The sequence below is a fragment of the Acinetobacter sp. NIPH 298 genome (assembly GCF_000369505.1).
Taxonomy (GTDB): Bacteria; Pseudomonadota; Gammaproteobacteria; order Pseudomonadales; family Moraxellaceae; genus Acinetobacter.
In genome coordinates, this window is sequence record NZ_KB850055.1 from 174874 (window position 1) to 191645 (window position 16772).

General features: G+C 40.6%; 14 protein-coding genes and 7 tRNA genes. 16 read left to right on the plus strand and 5 right to left on the minus strand.

All coding sequences use genetic code 11. The annotated features are described in order from the left end of the window. Positions 1 to 141: 141 nt before the first annotated feature. Positions 142 to 789 (minus strand): hypothetical protein, encoded by a 648-nt coding sequence (locus tag F903_RS05750; RefSeq protein ID WP_004669432.1) that lies wholly within the window; start codon positions 787 to 789, stop codon positions 142 to 144. Positions 790 to 1067: 278 nt separating this feature from the next. Here F903_RS05750 and pilG point away from each other — a divergent pair, with 278 nt between their 5' ends. The 6 genes from pilG (at position 1068) to F903_RS05780 (ending at position 10272) form a co-directional block, all read left to right on the plus strand. Then, positions 1068 to 1451, plus strand: coding sequence for a twitching motility response regulator PilG (gene pilG / locus F903_RS05755; RefSeq protein WP_004640629.1), 384 nt, complete (start codon positions 1068 to 1070; stop codon positions 1449 to 1451). Positions 1452 to 1472: 21 nt separating this feature from the next. Further along, positions 1473 to 1835 (plus strand): response regulator, encoded by a 363-nt coding sequence (locus F903_RS05760; protein WP_004669429.1) that lies wholly within the window; start codon positions 1473 to 1475, stop codon positions 1833 to 1835. A gap of 64 nt (positions 1836 to 1899) precedes the next feature. Then, a complete protein-coding gene (locus tag F903_RS05765; RefSeq protein ID WP_004669427.1) occupies positions 1900 to 2436 on the plus strand; it encodes a chemotaxis protein CheW in 537 nt (178 codons plus the stop codon). Between the two features lie 47 nt (positions 2437 to 2483). Further along, positions 2484 to 4565 carry a methyl-accepting chemotaxis protein gene (locus F903_RS05770; protein WP_005195414.1) on the plus strand — a complete coding sequence of 694 codons (2082 nt, stop codon included), beginning with the start codon at positions 2484 to 2486 and terminating at the stop codon, positions 4563 to 4565. Between the two features lie 156 nt (positions 4566 to 4721). Next, entirely contained in the window at positions 4722 to 9803 is a 5082-nt protein-coding gene (locus F903_RS05775; RefSeq protein ID WP_005195416.1) for an Hpt domain-containing protein, read from the plus strand. Between the two features lie 13 nt (positions 9804 to 9816). Next, the gene (locus tag F903_RS05780) at positions 9817 to 10272 is read left to right on the plus strand and encodes a hypothetical protein (protein WP_005195417.1); all 456 of its coding nucleotides are present in this window, start codon (positions 9817 to 9819) and stop codon (positions 10270 to 10272) included. Between the two features lie 62 nt (positions 10273 to 10334). Here F903_RS05780 and dapE read toward each other — a convergent pair whose 3' ends face one another. The 3 genes from dapE to F903_RS05795 form a co-directional block, all read right to left on the minus strand. Then, complete coding sequence (gene dapE / locus F903_RS05785; RefSeq protein WP_005195419.1) at positions 10335 to 11471, minus strand: succinyl-diaminopimelate desuccinylase; 1137 nt, start codon at positions 11469 to 11471, stop codon at positions 10335 to 10337. A gap of 124 nt (positions 11472 to 11595) precedes the next feature. Next, a complete protein-coding gene (locus F903_RS05790; RefSeq protein ID WP_004669417.1) occupies positions 11596 to 11736 on the minus strand; it encodes an entericidin A/B family lipoprotein in 141 nt (46 codons plus the stop codon). A 122-nt stretch (positions 11737 to 11858) separates the two neighbouring features. Continuing rightward, positions 11859 to 12719: a DUF1853 family protein gene (locus F903_RS05795; protein ID WP_005195422.1), complete on the minus strand. Its 861-nt coding sequence runs from the start codon at positions 12717 to 12719 to the stop codon at positions 11859 to 11861. Positions 12720 to 12820: 101 nt separating this feature from the next. Between F903_RS05795 and F903_RS05800 the strand changes: the two genes are divergently transcribed. The 10 genes from F903_RS05800 to F903_RS05845 all read left to right on the plus strand — a co-directional run bounded on the left by F903_RS05800 (position 12821) and on the right by F903_RS05845 (position 15849). Continuing rightward, complete coding sequence (locus F903_RS05800; RefSeq protein WP_004669414.1) at positions 12821 to 13186, plus strand: YbaN family protein; 366 nt, start codon at positions 12821 to 12823, stop codon at positions 13184 to 13186. A 463-nt stretch (positions 13187 to 13649) separates the two neighbouring features. Beyond that, positions 13650 to 14153 carry a cell wall-recycling L,D-carboxypeptidase ElsL gene (gene elsL, locus F903_RS05805; RefSeq protein ID WP_005195424.1) on the plus strand — a complete coding sequence of 168 codons (504 nt, stop codon included), beginning with the start codon at positions 13650 to 13652 and terminating at the stop codon, positions 14151 to 14153. A 169-nt stretch (positions 14154 to 14322) separates the two neighbouring features. After that, positions 14323 to 14398, plus strand: a tRNA-Val gene (locus F903_RS05810). A 24-nt stretch (positions 14399 to 14422) separates the two neighbouring features. Further along, positions 14423 to 14499, plus strand: a tRNA-Asp gene (locus tag F903_RS05815). Between the two features lie 44 nt (positions 14500 to 14543). Then, a tRNA-Asp gene (locus tag F903_RS05820) sits at positions 14544 to 14620 on the plus strand. Between the two features lie 47 nt (positions 14621 to 14667). After that, positions 14668 to 14744 (plus strand) — tRNA-Asp (locus F903_RS05825). Positions 14745 to 14882: 138 nt separating this feature from the next. Next, positions 14883 to 14958, plus strand: a tRNA-Val gene (locus tag F903_RS05830). 38 nt (positions 14959 to 14996) lie between these two features. Continuing rightward, positions 14997 to 15073 (plus strand) — tRNA-Asp (locus F903_RS05835). 139 nt (positions 15074 to 15212) lie between these two features. Next, positions 15213 to 15288, plus strand: a tRNA-Val gene (locus tag F903_RS05840). Between the two features lie 90 nt (positions 15289 to 15378). Next, positions 15379 to 15849, plus strand: a complete 471-nt coding sequence (locus tag F903_RS05845; RefSeq protein WP_005195427.1) for a DUF2750 domain-containing protein — start codon at positions 15379 to 15381, stop codon at positions 15847 to 15849. 63 nt (positions 15850 to 15912) lie between these two features. Here F903_RS05845 and F903_RS05850 read toward each other — a convergent pair whose 3' ends face one another. Further along, positions 15913 to 16698, minus strand: a complete 786-nt coding sequence (locus F903_RS05850) for a YdcF family protein (protein WP_005195428.1) — start codon at positions 16696 to 16698, stop codon at positions 15913 to 15915. Positions 16699 to 16772 lie beyond the last annotated feature (74 nt).

The window sequence follows — 16772 nt, forward strand, 5'->3', positions numbered from 1 at the left end:
GCCGTTTGGCATTATGACATGAATCATTCAATTTGGCGCAGTATAACCTATTGTAGAAGGCTTAAATATTGAAGAAATATAAAAGTTAGCCTGCAGTTTTATCGAGATATAGTACTGCTTAAATAATTTTTTACATTGATTTTATTCAAGTTTTTTTAGGCGTTGAATGATATCCGTATATTCAGTTTCAGTTTTTTGATAAGCGTTGCGTAGACTTTCAACCGTTCTTTTGACGTTATCAATATTTTGGGTATTGTTTGTAAGATTGCTTTTGAGTTGTGCTGGAATCGCTTGTCCTTTGCGATGATATTCCATTTCTTGGCGTTTAAATCTGATTTTATCCGTTTGTAATTGTTGTAATTGTTCCTGTTGATAGCTGAGTTGTTTTTTTAGATTTGCTAAAATTTGATCTCTTTTTACGGTTGCAATCTGAACACTGCCATAAGCGCGTTTCAAGCGCAAATCTTGTTCACGTTGACGTGCAAGCGATTCTCGTTGTGAAGATTGTTGAGCATCTGCTAGAGCGTTGAAAGGTCGATTCCGTTTAATGACTTGCATATTTCGATCAAGCGCTTCATAACCGTAACGGATATGGTCAGGAGACACAGAGGTACTGACGTTGGCAATCCCATTTTTATCATAATAGCGATACCAGACAGCCTTTGCTTGATCGGCTGCTGCGAAAGATGAAGCGTAAGGGGATAACAATAAAAAAAATGAGCAAATGTAAATGCGTGCAATCGTTTTAAAGTGTCTAACGCGGAAACCGCACTTTAACGAATCAGTCATTACATCTCCCGTAAAAAGTCAACTAAATCACTTATTTTTAAATAATAATCAATTGTATATTAGTGGTTATTTATACAATTAAAAATAGTGAGCATGCAAAAAAAATATGAATTTAATTAAAAGTGTGAGCTAATAGCGGTTGTTTGGAAAAACTGATAGATCGGTTCAAAAAACTTCATTGATAATGCAAGTAAAGATATGTTAAAAATATCAAACTGTATAAAATAAATTAAACCAACCATATAGTGTGTATTGAGTGAATGGGGCGGAACAATTAAATGGAAGATAAATTTCAAAACTTAAAGGTGATGGTGATTGACGATTCAAAAACAATTCGTCGTACAGCAGAGACCTTATTGCAACGGGAAGGTTGTGAGGTAATTACTGCGGTTGACGGTTTTGAGGCATTATCAAAAATTGCTGAAGCCAATCCTGATATCGTTTTTGTTGACATTATGATGCCACGTTTAGACGGTTATCAAACCTGTGCATTGATCAAGAATTCATTAAATTATCAAAATATTCCTGTGATTATGCTTTCAAGTAAAGATGGTTTGTTTGATCAGGCGAAAGGGCGTGTTGTGGGGTCTGACGAATATTTGACTAAGCCGTTTAGTAAGGATGAGCTGTTAAGTGCGATCCGTAACCATGTTAGCGCATAAAATTTAAAAATTGAGGACAAAATGGCTCGTATACTTATTGTAGATGATTCACCGACTGAAACATTTCGCTTTAGAGAAATTTTAACGAAGCACGGTTATGATGTATTAGAAGCAACCAATGGTGCGGATGGGGTTACGATGGCACAAGCAGAATTGCCTGACTTGGTGCTTATGGACGTTGTTATGCCAGGGATGAATGGCTTTCAAGCAACACGCCAGATTAGCAAAGCGAAAGAAACACAGCATATTCCTGTTGTGATTGTCAGCACCAAAGATCAAGCAACAGATCGAGTGTGGGGAAAGCGTCAAGGTGCAAGCGATTATTTGACGAAGCCAGTTGATGAACAACAACTTATAGACGTAATCAAAGAATTATTAAGTTAATTGATTGTTGTTCAATATGGTCTTCGCATTACTCCGCTTTTCATGACTCAATATGGGATAGAGTATGGCAGCAAATGGATTTATCGAGTTGCTTCGCTTATCCAAGCGAGGCAATAAACAATATACTTCAAGTCAAAATGAAGTCAGCCGTTGGTCTGGTATCGCATTTGAAATGTTCGGGCAATATTTTGTTGCACCATTGGGGGAAATTTCTGAGGTGATATATCCTCCGAAATATACGCCGGTACCAAATACTCAAGCATGGGTGCGTGGCCTAGCAAATATCCGCGGACGCTTGCTTTCAGTTTCTGATTTAACTCATTTTATTTCGGGGCAACGAAGTCAATTCTCTCCAATGCAAAAAGTGATTTGTATTAGTCATCAAGACCATTATGTGGGGTTGGTCGTAGATCAGGTCTTGGGAATTCAGCACTTCAATAAAAAGAGTTTTTTCTCTCAAACGGATGAGCTAGACAATAAATTAAAAGACTATTGTCAGGGGTATTTCCACCAACATAATCAGCAATGGCATGTGTTCTTACTGAGTCGATTATTAAAAAATCCGCAGTACATGAATGCATCAATAAAGTTTATAAACTAATTTAATACGCTGTGGAAAATTAACAGGTATTTCGGGGAGAAGCTGGTATGGGCTTTAAACTTAAAAAGAAGAATGGTAGTGATAGTGCGGGATTGAAACGGGGCGGAACTTTTGTAGAAAAAATTCGGACTCAAGTGGATCAGTTTTCTCGTTTATTTGGTGAGACTGAGAAATCAAAACCAATTATCTATCGCTCCTTAATTGCTTTGGTCCTTGCAGTTATCCTCTTAATCTATTTATTCGTGAGTCTGCCGCGTTCTAATCAGTTGACTCGAAGTTTAGGTGAATTACGCTTGTTGTCGCAGATGATTTCGCGTCAAGCAACTGAGGCAACCGCATCAGGCACATCAGAATCAATGAAAAGTTTGGTTGAGTCGGAAAAGCGATTCGCTGAAAATCTTGAAATTGTGGGCAATCGCTATAATACCAATTCGGAAGAATATAAAAAGGTTGATGCGCTTTGGGGGACTGTTGCAAAGCATATTGATTTGATTGTGTCTCAAGAAGAAGTCATTAATCAACTCTATGAAACCAACATTTCAATCAGTGAAACGATTCCTGAGATTCAGGCTGAATATAACCTGATGGTTGACCAAATGGTTCGTGAAAATATGCCAAGTAGTCAGGTAATTATCACTAAAAACCAAGTGTTCATTGCCGAGCGTATTTTACGTTCTATTAACTCCGTGTTAGTGGGTACAGACAACTCAAATGCTTCTGCCAATGACTTTGGTGCAGATATTGATACCTTTGGTATTTACTTAAATGCACAATTAAATGGTAGCTCTGAGCTTGGTGTAGATCGTATTGGTTCATCTGACTTGCGTGAGTCAGTCGATAGCATCAAATCAGACTATGATTCAGTTTTAAGATTAGCTGCAGATACAGTCTTGAAAAATGCCAATCAGATCGTGCATGTACGTCAAGCATCTTCTGAAATTTTCACTCAATCTGATGCACTCCTTTCATCTTTAACGACTTTGTCAGATAAAGCTGAAGGTGGTTGGGGCAACGTGCTTGCAGGTATTGCCTTGATTTTGGCTTTAGCTGTCTTGGTTTTCTCTGCATTACAGCTACTTGCTTTGCGTAGTAATACCGATAAAGAACGTGTGACACGCTTACAAGATGAGTATGACCGTAACCAAAATGCGATTTTGCGTTTACTCGATGAAATTGCTGATTTGGCGGACGGTGACTTACGCTCTTATGCGACGGTATCTGAAGACTTTACAGGGGCAATTGCGGACTCGATTAACTTTGCGATCGATCAGTTACGTGACCTCGTTTCTCGAATTACCGACACCTCGCAAGAAGTTGCACGATATACACAGAATACGCAAAATATTACCAACCAGTTGGCTGAGGCATCTGAGCATCAAGCACAAGAGATCGCGGGTGCATCAGCTGCGATGAACGAAATGGCATTGTCGATCGACCAAGTATCGGCCAATGCATCTGAATCAGCTGAGGTTGCACACCGTTCTGTAAAAATTGCGACCAATGGTGCACATGTTGTAAACCGTTCGATTCAAGGTATGGATCATATCCGTGAGCAGATTCAGGAAACCTCAAAACGTATTAAACGTTTGGGTGAATCATCTCAGGAGATCGGTAACATCGTCTCGTTGATTAATGATATTGCCGATCAAACCAACATTTTGGCATTGAATGCTGCGATTCAAGCATCGATGGCAGGAGAGGCAGGTCGTGGTTTCGCCGTTGTAGCAGATGAGGTACAACGTCTTGCAGAACGTTCTGCATCAGCAACCAAGCAGATTGAAAGCTTAGTAAAAACCATTCAAACAGATACCAACGAAGCCGTGATTTCAATGGAACAAACGACTTCTGAGGTTGTGCGTGGTGCGAACTTGGCCAAAGATGCAGGGATTGCACTGGATGAAATTCAGACCGTATCTGGTGATTTGGCGAAACTGATTGCGAGCATTTCTGATGCTGCGAAGCTTCAGTCTGCTTCAGCAAGTCATATTGCGACGACGATGAATGTTGTACAGGAAATTACGTCACAAACAACAACAGCAACGTTTGATACAGCGCGTTCAGTTTCTGAATTGGCAAACATGGCTGAATCTTTACGTGAATCGGTAACTGACTTTAAGTTGCCGGATTAAGCCGGATTGGAAAGACAGATGGGGGTGTCTGTCTTTCCATTTTTTTAGAGATGTAGGATATCTCAACAAGGTGATGGCAAAATGGAACGACATCTTGTGTGATAGATACACGTATTTTTTAGCCACAACTGGTGGATAAAAACGAAAGAAGCCGCTATGAAACAAATATTAAAAACGTTAGTTGAAACGATGACGCTTCCTGAAGACAGTTATCTTGAACAAGATGCAGAAATTCTTGAGATTTTTATTGAAGAATTAGATGAAATCTTTGTTGAGTTAGAGCCATTATTAGTTCAATGGATTGAACAGTCGAGTCAACAGAATGTGCTCACGGATATTCGTCGACATTTCCATACCCTTAAAGGTTCTGGAAGAATGGTTGGGGCAAAATCTTCTGGGGAGTTAGGTTGGACAGTTGAAGACCTGCTCAATCGTGTCTTAGCTGGAACGATTCCGTTCGATACGGAAATCCAACGGTATGTACAGGCCATTTTTAATGTTTATCGCTTTAAGCTTATTCATGACTTTAAAGCGGTGAAAGCGCATATTATCGATTTAAGGCCACTGGTTTTACTCGGTCAACAATTGCAACAACAGAAAAAACCTGATTCTGTATTGACTGATTTATTGAATCTTGCCAATCAATTAAAGCATGATGATGATCTGACAGGCCTAGAATTGCTTGATGATTCAGTGAGTGATAACGAACTGGCATTAGAACAGCGCGAATCAGATGCTGAGCTGGTATTCACCAAAGCTGAAATGGAATCAGCCCAAGATGAGATGCTTGCTAAAGAGACATTAGCAATTTTCTTGGAAGAAGCAGAAGAGCATCTGGCAACCATTGATCATTTTTTACAGGATGATCGCCAAACAAATGAACAATACAACACTTTGATTCGAGCTTTGCATACGCTTCGTGGTAGCTCTGCGATGGCGCATGTGGATCACATTTTTGAAGCAAGCTCTAAAGTTGAAAACCTATTTAAAACATTATTACAAGATGAGCTAGATTCAAGTTCAAATGAAACTGCTTTACTAACGCATTATGCTCAATTCGTTCGTGATTATTTGCATAGTTTAAGACAACAAGATACACCGCAGAAGTCTGATGAAATCTATGCCACATTCAATGCGGCATGGGATAGCTATGACTTCCAATTAGAAGAACAACATAATGGTTCGGTGCGACCACAAGGTCTGGTTTCTCAGTTGTTGGAACTCAATATCCATGATTTGCTTGATGTGGAATCTGATTTTGAGAAACGAGCACGTGCAGAATTTCCTCAATATCTACAGTTGCTTAGTCAACAAGCTGAAATATTGTTGCAACATACCCATCATCACGCGACGATTGGGATGTATCAATATACAAGTTTGTTACGTTCAAGCTATCAAGATTTAATTTTTAAGCCAAACCTACTTCATCTAGATGCTGCATTTGAGTTATATCACCAAGTCCATCAACAGTTTACTCAATTGTTTGATACCTTGGCGGCGGGGCAACGTGTCACTTTAACCAAAGTGCATGAACGTGTTTTAAATGAGCTTAGTTCATTTACACAACAAAATGTAGAGTCGTTAGATCAACTTGCGATTGACATAACCGCAGAATCAACACAACTAGATGCAACTGAAAATAACAATGCGCCTACACCGATGGCTGCAACTGATTTAACGGCTCAATTTGCTTTAGATAAACAGCAACTACAATCTGCTGAAGCAAATCGCGATTTTGATCCTGATCTTTTGGATATTTTCCTAGAAGAAGCGGATGAGTTATTGGCTGGGATTGATACAGATCTCAATACTTGGACAGTAGACGGTCAAAATCTCAATGCATTAAAAAATCTGATGCGTTATTTGCACACCTTGAAAGGTGGCGCAAATATGATACAAGCCCCTCATATTGGTCTGATTGCACATGAGCTAGAAACCATTTATGAAAAGCTTATTAATCAGCAACTCCAAGTAACACCGACCTTAGTTGCGATGATTCGCTCAGTCCAAGACGATATTTCAGATCGTATTCAAACGATTCGAGATCAGCAAATAGATTATCCTTCGACTCATGTTGTCGGTGCTCTCGTACAGTTAACAGCATCGACAGCGAAGACTGATGCTGAAAGCAAGGTAGCTACGCAAATTGTTAGCGAACAGAGCGTCGATGAAGAAACAACAGTGTCTGCTACAGATGTTGCTGTTCAGACAGTAGCTAATCATGCTGCCGTAGATGTAACCGATCTCGCTGCTCAACTGGTACTGGATAAACAACAATTACAATCCGCAGCATCCAATCGAAACTTTGATCCAGATTTGCTGGATATCTTCTTAGAAGAAGCCGATGAGTTATTGGTGGGGATCGATGCTGATCTAAATACATGGACGGTTGATCATCAGAATCTAAATGCACTGAAAAATTTGATGCGCTATTTGCACACCTTAAAAGGGGGTTCAAATATGATTCAAGCCCCTTATATTGGTTTGATTGCGCATGAATTAGAAACGATTTATGAAAAACTCATCAATCAACAACTACAAGCAACACCTCAGCTCATAGCATTGATTCGTTTGGTACAAGATGATATTTCTGATCGTATTCAGACGATTCGTGATCAACACGTCGATTACCCATCAACGCATGTTGTGCAGTTACTCCAGCAAGCAGAGCAATCTGCTGATGACCTAAGCCATGCGCCAAGCGTTGACGCGGTTGAATTTGTCGATCAAGTTGAAGACAGTGAAGTCGAAATGCTGTCTGATACACATGAGACGATTGAACAGCAGTCTGGGACAGACGACATTGAGCGAACAACTGAAGCGTTGAGTCCAGTTGAGACAGAAGTTGCTGTTGAAGCGGAGTTGCCTGATCAAATCGTAGCGTTGGTTGATGAAGAAACTGCCGAGGATGATGTTCGTTCACTGGTGGAACAGACCTTCCTTGAAGAAGCAGAAGAGTTGTTAGAACAGGCTCAACAGTTATTAAAACAATGGTTCGAGCAACGTAGTAATCGTAGTGTGTTATTACAGCTACAACGTAATGCCCATAGTTTAAAGGGCGGCGCGCGGATGGCCGAGTTGGATGCAGTTGCCGTCATTGCCTATCATTTAGAAAATGCGTTTGAACAATTTGGTGTGCATCATTTTAATTCCAATGTATACGACAACTTACTCAATACCGCTCTTGCATGGCTCAATGATGCTGTCTTTAAACGTCAATATGCGAATTTTGATGGTTTAAAACATAATTTAGAAAAAATGGACTTTGTTGACGTTTCAGCACAACTGCCACAAAAACTGTCTGCACGGGATATTTTTACGCCTGAATACACCATGGAGTTTGTTCAGGGTGATGGAACTGAGCCACCATCTATGCAAGGTGAGTGGGAAACAACTGAGCGCGTAGAACAGAACAATGAGATGATACGTGTTTCTGCTGATGTTATCGAGAAGATGATTGATTTGTCAGGAGAAAATGCGATTAACCGTTCACGTATCGAGATGGACTTAGGTCAGTTGGGCGGTACGTTGACGGAAATGGAGCTTGCGATTAAGCGTTTGGCGGATCAATTGCGTCGAATGGAAGGTGAGTTAGAAAGTCAAATTATTGCACGACATGGTGGAGAAGATGCGCGTTATGCTGATTTTGACCCATTAGAGATGGATCAATATTCATCTTTAAATCAGTTGTCAAAATCTCTTGCAGAGTCAGCATCTGACTTGGTTGACTTTAAAACGACACTCTCTGAGAAGATCCGTGATACTGAAGGTTTATTGTTACAACAGTCACGTATCCAAGCGGAAATTCAAGAAAGTTTGATGCGTACCCGTTTGGTGCCATTTTCTCGTCTGTTGCCACGTTTACAACGTATTGTCCGTCAAACGGCATCAACCTTGAACCGACCGACGGAACTGGTTGTGAACAATACCGAAGGTGAATTAGACCGTAGTATTTTGGAGCGTCTAGTTTCACCATTTGAGCATATGTTGCGAAATGCGATTGATCATGGTATCGAAGACCGTGAGCAACGCTTACAAGCGAAAAAGCCTGAAACAGGACATATTGTTTTAAATATCGGTCGTCAAGGGACAGATGTTGTCGTTAGCTTTAGTGATGATGGTAAAGGGATTGATGTAAATCGTATTAAAGATAAGGCGATTCAAACGGGGTTAATGACCAAAGAACAAAAACTTGATCAAGATGAGATTTTACAGTTTATCTTCCATCCTGGTTTTAGTACCGCGGCGCAAGTGACTCAGATTTCTGGGCGTGGTGTTGGTTTAGATGTTGTTCAAAGTGATATTAAAGCTTTGGGTGGTCATGTCAGTGTGAGTTCTGTTTTTGGTAAAGGCACAACCTTTACCATTCGAGTACCGACGACAGTGGCCGTCAGCGATGCACTTATGGTGAAAGCGGGCGACCAACAATTTGCTTTCCCACTGGCACAAATTGATCGTATTGTGCGTATTTCGCCGATGGCTTTAGAGCAATACTTTGATAGCCAAGAAGACTACTTCGATATTGATCAAGAGCGCTATCGTTTGCGTTATTTATCCGAGTTTGTGGCAGGGCAGCCGATCCCACGCTTAAGCGGTATTGTGCATTCTTTACCTGTATTGTTGATTAAAGGGGCACAAGGTCAAACAACCGCATTATTGATCGACCAGCTTATTGGTTCACGTGGTCAAATTGTTGTAAAACCAGTTGGGCAACAATTCTCCAGTATTGGCGTGATTGCTGGGGCAACCATTCTCGGTGATGGTCAGGTCTGCTTGATTTTAGATGGTCAAAATATTGCTCGCCAAGCTCAGTCAACGCCACGTGCGAAACAAGCAGATGAGACATACACCAAACAGCGTTATGACGAACGTCGTTTGATTATGATTGTGGATGACTCAGTCACCGTACGTAAGGTTACGTCACGCTTGTTGGAACGTCAGGGCTATGATGTTGTGACAGCGAAAGACGGTGTAGATGCGATAGAGCAACTGGAAACCATTAAACCTGATTTAATGTTACTCGATATCGAAATGCCGCGAATGGATGGTTTTGAAGTCACGAATCTGGTTCGACATCATGAAATCCATCGAAATCTACCGATCATAATGATTACTTCGCGGACAGGTGAGAAGCATCGTGAACGCGCCCTATCATTAGGGGTAAACCAATACATGGGTAAACCATTCCAAGAGGAAACACTTTTGGAAAATATAGATAGCTTACTTGTTGTGCGCTGAGGAGTGAATAATTATGGTGAAAAAAGGCGCAAATGCGATATTGGGTCAAATTGACCAGCAAGAGTTGCAGCATTTAATTACGGTTTCAACTGGATTTATTGACGCATACATTATTGAATGTCATCAAAAAGTTCCAATGCTGCTACCGCAAAATATCGTGTTATCTGCGATGGATACACAGACACAGGTTGATCATATTGAGTGGCATGATTTAAAACTGCCGATTTATGCGGTAAATGATCCAACCCAGAAACAGGGTGTTGCCTTGGTGGTTGAAGGTGATGATGTTTCAGAACGCTTTGCTTTGATCTGTAATGAAATGCCTTCATCGATTCGTTTACGTATCTCAGAGATCGTTGATGATGAAGGTGAAATTGATGATGCCAATGTTTTTAAGTATGTGAAAATTGGTGGCAATACATTTTATGTTCCCAATTTGCAGAATATACAAACCCAATTGGGTTTATAAAGAACATAAAAAGGAGGAACTCAGCCGATGATTGAGTTCCTCCTTTTTTGTCTATGTTGTTATCACTTTGCTAGCAGTTGTTCTAGAATCTGCTCGTAGATCTCTGCCAAAGGTTCAAGGTCAGCAACGTTTACATGCTCATTAATTTGATGAATCGTCGCATTTAACACACCAAGCTCTAATACTTGAGCGCCAGTTGGAGCGATAAAGCGTCCATCAGATGTCCCGCCACTGGTTGAAAGTTTGGTTTCTACACCTGTTACATTTTTAATCGCGACTTTTGCGGCATTGACCAATTCTCCGACTGGGGTTAGGAATGGTAAGCCTGAAAAGGTCCAATGAATGCTGTAATTTAGTTGATGCTTATCTAAGATGTCGAGAACACGTTGTTGAAGGATTTCAGCAGTAACTTCTGTTGAATAACGGAAGTTAAAAGTCACTTTCAATGAACCAGGAATAACATTGGTCGCGCCTGTACCTGCTTGGATATTTGAAATTTGGAAAGAGGTCGCTGGGAAGTATTCGTTGCCATTGTCCCAAACGGTTTCACATAACTCATTGAGCGCTTTAGATGAGGAGTGAATTGGGTTTTCTGCAAGATGAGGGTAGGCAACATGCCCCTGCTTACCATGAACGGTTAAAACAGCATTTAACGAACCACGACGCCCATTTTTTACAATATCACCCAATTGATGGGTACTCGAAGGTTCGCCAACCAAACACCACGTCATTTTCTCTTGACGTGCTTCTAAGGTTTCCACAACTTTAACTGTACCGTTAATCGATGGACCTTCTTCATCAGAGGTAATCAAAAAGGCTATAGAACCTTTATGGTTAGAATGCTTTGCAACAAAACGTTCAGAAGCAACCACCATCGCGGCTAAAGCTGTTTTCATATCCGCAGTACCACGACCATATAATTTACCATCTCTGATCGATGGTAAAAATGGATCTGAATTCCATGCATCTAGTTGTCCAGTAGGAACAACATCTGTATGTCCTGCAAAACAAAAAACTGGACTTTCCGTGCCACGACGAGCCCACAAGTTATCAACATCTTCAAAACGTAAGTTTTCGATATTAAAACCAATCTTTGCCAATCGCTCAGCCATGATATTCTGGCAATCATGGTCAACAGGGGTAACAGACGGTTGGCGGAGGAGTTGTAAACTAAGTTCAAGCGTATCGGAATGGTTCATGCGAGATGTAGATAAATCTGGTGAAATTTGAACCGATATAATAGGGGAATATTGCCAAGAAAGGTATGTTAAAAAAAACCTTATCTTTTCAAAGATAAGGTTTTATGGTCTATTTTTTTACAAATTACATTTTATCTTGGGTTTTTTCAGCAGACTGCGTTACTTTTTCTCCAGCTTTAGATACATCTTTACCGAAACCTTTGAAGGTATTACAGCCAGTTAAAACAAAAGTGGCCATGATAGACGCAACTAAGATTTTTTTCATGCTTGTCTCCGACTCAATTTAATTATGGTGTATGTAAGAGGCTAAAGAAATAAGATGAAAATGAACATAATTGTTTGACGGTAGAAGTGTTATAAAGTGTTACTTACTGAAATTTAATGAAATCAGCGCCGCTTAAATAGCAGAGAAGGCTGACGAAACATATAGAAGAAGGGTTCGGCTGTTGTATTGTGGTAGAGGCCATCGGTCCACCAATTCGCTGTTGATGAAGATGCAAGTTGGTTTGGGCAAAGCCATTCTTGGCGCTGTAAACGATAATAAGAAAGTTGTGGAATGTGAGTTCCCCATTGCCCTAAACGTCTAGAAGCATTCACCCATGTTGGGAGTGTTAATTCATCTTGAGAGCGAGGCAAAAAAAGCTGTCCTTTCATCACTGCAAATTTACGCTGGATTTGAATATTATTCGCTTCTGAAAACTGAAATTGGCGTTCGGTAAAATGCTTTAATTTTCGATGTAAGGTATCTTCTCGATTCAGTCCGAACCATTGTGACAAACTTAATTCGCTCTCACCAAGATAATATTTGAGAGCAACTTCCCAATGTTCAACTTCCTGCGTTTGTTGATTGAGCACAAGAAAATCGATTTCGCCTAAAGTGATTGCCCCTGAAATTTTTTGGATACTATGTCCAAGCAATTGATAGGGATGGTAAGCATCATCCAACAGCCAAAACCACAATAAATTTTCAAAACGTAAGCCTAAACGAGTGCTTTTAAGGCGTGCGAGAAAGTCAAGTAGAGGTTGTGGTTGTTGATCAAGTTGTTTCAAGCGTGGTTCATATTGCTGGTACAACGTTTGCCAAGTTTGGTCGTTGTGAACGCTGAATCTATTTTTCAGGTTTAGTTCATTTGGGATTTGAGCCAAAATATTGGGACTGGCAATGGAAAAAGCCAACTGTCGTACAATAGGATGCTTAAACTGTAACCACGGTTCAAATAAAGCGGGGCAGGTCATTATTTTAAGCATGAAGCAAACTCAATCATGGAAATAATACGCTAAGTTTAAGAAACGACAATGAAAACACTTTATACTAGCACGGTTGTTTTGACGCGTTGGTTAAATACGAAATGAAAATATTGTTTTGGCGTAGTTTAGTCATCATTTTTATTACCTTAGGGATAATTGGTGCGATTCTACCGGGTATGCCAACGACGGTATTTTTGATTATCGCGGCGTGGGCAGCATCGAAAGGATGGCCGCAAATGGATGCATGGTTACTCAATCATCCTAAATATGGCCCAACATTGCGTAACTGGCGTGAAAATGGCACGGTGCCGCGTAAAGCAAAATGGCTTGCCAGTATCATGATGTTGATTAGCGGTATCATCATGCTCTTTACCAATGCGCCGTTTTTAGTCAAAGTTTTTACCAATGTCACCATGTTTACGGTCGCTGTTTGGCTATGGCTCCGCCCTGAACCTGAGCAGCGTTAATAAAAGCGAAGCTTTTTAGCTGCGCAAGACCTTGCGGAACGTTGTTCCTCATACGCTCGAGTGGCTAGTTAATAAAAGCAACGCTTTGTCCTGAGAAGCGTTTAAAGCTTCGCAAGAAGACGAGAGCAACGCTCGAGTGGCGGGTTAATAAAAGTGAAGATCTTGCGGAATATATTCCTTATGCGCAAGACCTTGCGGAACACTGTTCCTCATACGCTGCGAGTGGCGGGTTAAGCAAACTTAAAACACTACTTTAAGGATTTGCCCTGAGAAACGTCTAAAGCTTCGCAAGAACACGGAGGCTATACGCGTGAGGTATAGAATAATTAAAATCACTCGATGCATAGGTCGTGGTGAACACTCGAAAAATTGATAAGCCACTTCTAATACAAATCAAAACTACAGAAATCTCAACTTTTTTATGTTGAAATACAATTGTTCTATCATTGCTCGAGATAAAAAAATGCCCTATACACTTGAACAGGCTGATATTTTAATTGATTTGGCACAGCAAACTTTACGACTGCCGAAACACAATAAATTCTATGTCATTTCCTCAGGCAAGAATGGTATCGGCGAACAAGAAAATAGTGGCAAAACGCCAAGAGGGTGGCATCAAGTCGCACAAAAGATTGGTGCTGATGCAGAAAGAAATACGGTATTTATTGGTAGACAGCCGACTGGTGAAGTCTATGATCAACAACTTGCACAACAATTCCCACAACGAGATTGGATTTTATCGCGAATCTTATGGCTGGATGGTTTAGAAGCTGGATTTAATCAGGGGGAGGGTTGCGATACTTTTAAGCGTTATATTTATATTCATGGCACACCTGAGACAGAACCGATGGGCATTCCAATGTCGCATGGTTGTATCCGAATGAAGAATGATGAAATTATCGAGCTTTTTGAACTAATTTCAGAACAAGCTTTGGTTTATATTTCAGAACAGGCTTTGAAAGATTGATACTGAAAATGTGAATAAGTGTTTAAATAAAATACGAAAATACCGCATTTATCAAAGAATTACTTATTTTTTAATCACTCACACGGTTTTTTCGGGAAAGTGTGTCAAAAGCGTTTGACACGCTGTAAAGATTCTCTATAATGCACCTCACAAACGATAAAGACGTTAAGGGCGCTTAGCTCAGTTGGTAGAGCGTCTGCCTTACAAGCAGAATGTCGGCGGTTCGATCCCGTCAGCGCCCACCAAGCCTTTACGTTAAAACTTCAAGTGCAGCGGTAGTTCAGTTGGTTAGAATATCGGCCTGTCACGCCGAGGGTCGCGGGTTCGAGCCCCGTCCGCTGCGCCACTTAAGTTTTAACATCGTTTTACCCATAATTGCAAAATTATAGTGCAGCGGTAGTTCAGTTGGTTAGAATATCGGCCTGTCACGCCGAGGGTCGCGGGTTCGAGCCCCGTCCGCTGCGCCACTTAAGTTTTAACATCGTTTTACCCATAATTGCGATATTGTGAAAGTGCAGCGGTAGTTCAGTTGGTTAGAATACCGGCCTGTCACGCCGGGGGTCGCGGGTTCGAGCCCCGTCCGCTGCGCCACTTTAATTTTGTGAGGTTGGGAATAGTATGAAGTCGGATAATTTTTTTATCTACTTCACTGAAACGAGAGTTAATTAGAAAAATCAAAGATTTTTCTCTTGCACTCGGACAAAGCTTCGCTTTGTTTGGCCTCGTTCAGGGCGCTTAGCTCAGTTGGTAGAGCGTCTGCCTTACAAGCAGAATGTCGGCGGTTCGATCCCGTCAGCGCCCACCATAGTTTGTGATACTTACTTCGTAAAGAAGTATACCGATGCAGCGGTAGTTCAGTTGGTTAGAATATCGGCCTGTCACGCCGAGGGTCGCGGGTTCGAGCCCCGTCCGCTGCGCCATTCTCTTGATATCGCTTTAAGAGAATGATAGTTTTGACAAGTATCTTTATACTTGATCTCTGAAACGAGAGTTAACTAGAAAAATCAAAGATTTTTCTCTTGCACTCGGACAAAGCTTCGCTTTGTTTATACTCGTTCAGGGCGCTTAGCTCAGTTGGTAGAGCGTCTGCCTTACAAGCAGAATGTCGGCGGTTCGATCCCGTCAGCGCCCACCATATCTCCTTTCTAGATACTCAAATCATTGTAATCAATATCGAATTATTTTATGATTAGCCTCAATAATGATTCTAATATTGAAGTAATTTATGAGAAATCCTTATCAACGTAAGGCCGCGTCAAAATCTCAAACAATAACATCGAATTCCTCATCTAAAGACGCTTATCGCCAATTTATTCAAAATATTATTTTGCAACGTCAAGTGATTGCGTTATATCACGATGGTTGGGCTTTGTGTTCTACACCTTCAGGTCAGCATGCACTGTCAGTTTGGCAGAATAAAGGCCTAGCAAAATTATTAATTAAAGACAATTGGGCGCAATATAGTATTCAAGAAGTCTCGTTAAAGGATTTCATTGAAAAGATGATTCCATTTCTAAAAGAAAATAATACGATTTTATCTTTAGATTTAACCCCAGAGGGGAATAATCTGTTGGTGACGCCAGATACATTATTATTGGATATCAAGAACTTTTTATATCAAATCTATTTGCAACGTCCTGATATTTTTGAAGAGCTAAATTTGCCATTACCGCGTGACATCCGAATCCATCAATAAGTAGGGTCTGTTGAGATTTTACAGACCCATAATTTTATACTTGATGGATGGGGTAAACCTTAATCAGTATTCATTGAGTAGCCAACCACTGACATAAGCAAAATATTCTCTTAACCATGCATTATATCGCGTGGCTAGTGGTGTTGTTGAGCCGACCATCGTGAAATTTGTGTAGCCTTGTTTTTTCGCAATTGCCGCAGCGCGTGGGGTATGGAAATCACTTGTGACAATAATAATTGGCTGTTGAATCGTAATATCCTGTGCCTTTAACAGCGGTTGGCTATTCTTGAGATTTAGTTCGGTGCTGGTGCTTCGATCTTCTAAGATAATTTGTGCTGTGGGAATGTGATAGGTCTGTTGCAAATAACGTGACATGACCAAAGCTTCACTCTCAGTTTCACCAAAATCCAATCCACCTGAAAGGATTAATTTCGCATTGGGTTGAGCTAAAGCGATTGGCGCTGCACGATCTAAACGTTTGGCAAGTGTGGCAGATGGTTGTCCATTTTCAACACCACTGCCTAATACAATGATTGCAGCCACAGGTGATGTGTCTGGTATGTTCGTTGTATTGTTTGCAAGATAATGGAAGAAATAGCCTAAGCTGACCAACCAGACCCAAAAGCATAACCAGCCGAATCGCCAGATTGAATGTAGGCGAAAATGGTAAAAAAAGAAGCGTTCAATATGGTAATAAAAGAGCGAATATAAACAGAAAAAAAGACCAAGTAGAAGAGGGAGTACCGTCCCAATATGAATCTTTTTAAGTGCGATCAATATTGCACCATCTAAAAATAACAGAATACCAATAACGGCAAAAAAAATACGAAGCCATAAACTGAGTTGCATAATTTGAATCGAAGTCGATTTGAATCAGCTCAGTGTATGTAAAATGAATTGAAAGGCAAACTTTTTTTAATCAT

What these genes read in the sequence shown, in the direction of transcription:
- F903_RS05750 (WP_004669432.1), bottom strand. Translation starts at nt 789, where the DNA reads ATGACTGATTCGTTAAAGTGCGGTTTCCGCGTTAGACACTTTAAAACG.
- pilG (WP_004640629.1), top strand. Translation starts at nt 1,068, where the DNA reads ATGGAAGATAAATTTCAAAACTTAAAGGTGATGGTGATTGACGATTCA.
- F903_RS05760 (WP_004669429.1), top strand. Translation starts at nt 1,473, where the DNA reads ATGGCTCGTATACTTATTGTAGATGATTCACCGACTGAAACATTTCGC.
- F903_RS05765 (WP_004669427.1), top strand. Translation starts at nt 1,900, where the DNA reads ATGGCAGCAAATGGATTTATCGAGTTGCTTCGCTTATCCAAGCGAGGC.
- F903_RS05770 (WP_005195414.1), top strand. Translation starts at nt 2,484, where the DNA reads ATGGGCTTTAAACTTAAAAAGAAGAATGGTAGTGATAGTGCGGGATTG.
- F903_RS05775 (WP_005195416.1), top strand. Translation starts at nt 4,722, where the DNA reads ATGAAACAAATATTAAAAACGTTAGTTGAAACGATGACGCTTCCTGAA.
- F903_RS05780 (WP_005195417.1), top strand. Translation starts at nt 9,817, where the DNA reads ATGGTGAAAAAAGGCGCAAATGCGATATTGGGTCAAATTGACCAGCAA.
- dapE (WP_005195419.1), bottom strand. Translation starts at nt 11,471, where the DNA reads ATGAACCATTCCGATACGCTTGAACTTAGTTTACAACTCCTCCGCCAA.
- F903_RS05790 (WP_004669417.1), bottom strand. Translation starts at nt 11,736, where the DNA reads ATGAAAAAAATCTTAGTTGCGTCTATCATGGCCACTTTTGTTTTAACT.
- F903_RS05795 (WP_005195422.1), bottom strand. Translation starts at nt 12,719, where the DNA reads ATGCTTAAAATAATGACCTGCCCCGCTTTATTTGAACCGTGGTTACAG.
- F903_RS05800 (WP_004669414.1), top strand. Translation starts at nt 12,821, where the DNA reads ATGAAAATATTGTTTTGGCGTAGTTTAGTCATCATTTTTATTACCTTA.
- elsL (WP_005195424.1), top strand. Translation starts at nt 13,650, where the DNA reads ATGCCCTATACACTTGAACAGGCTGATATTTTAATTGATTTGGCACAG.
- F903_RS05845 (WP_005195427.1), top strand. Translation starts at nt 15,379, where the DNA reads ATGAGAAATCCTTATCAACGTAAGGCCGCGTCAAAATCTCAAACAATA.
- F903_RS05850 (WP_005195428.1), bottom strand. Translation starts at nt 16,698, where the DNA reads ATGCAACTCAGTTTATGGCTTCGTATTTTTTTTGCCGTTATTGGTATT.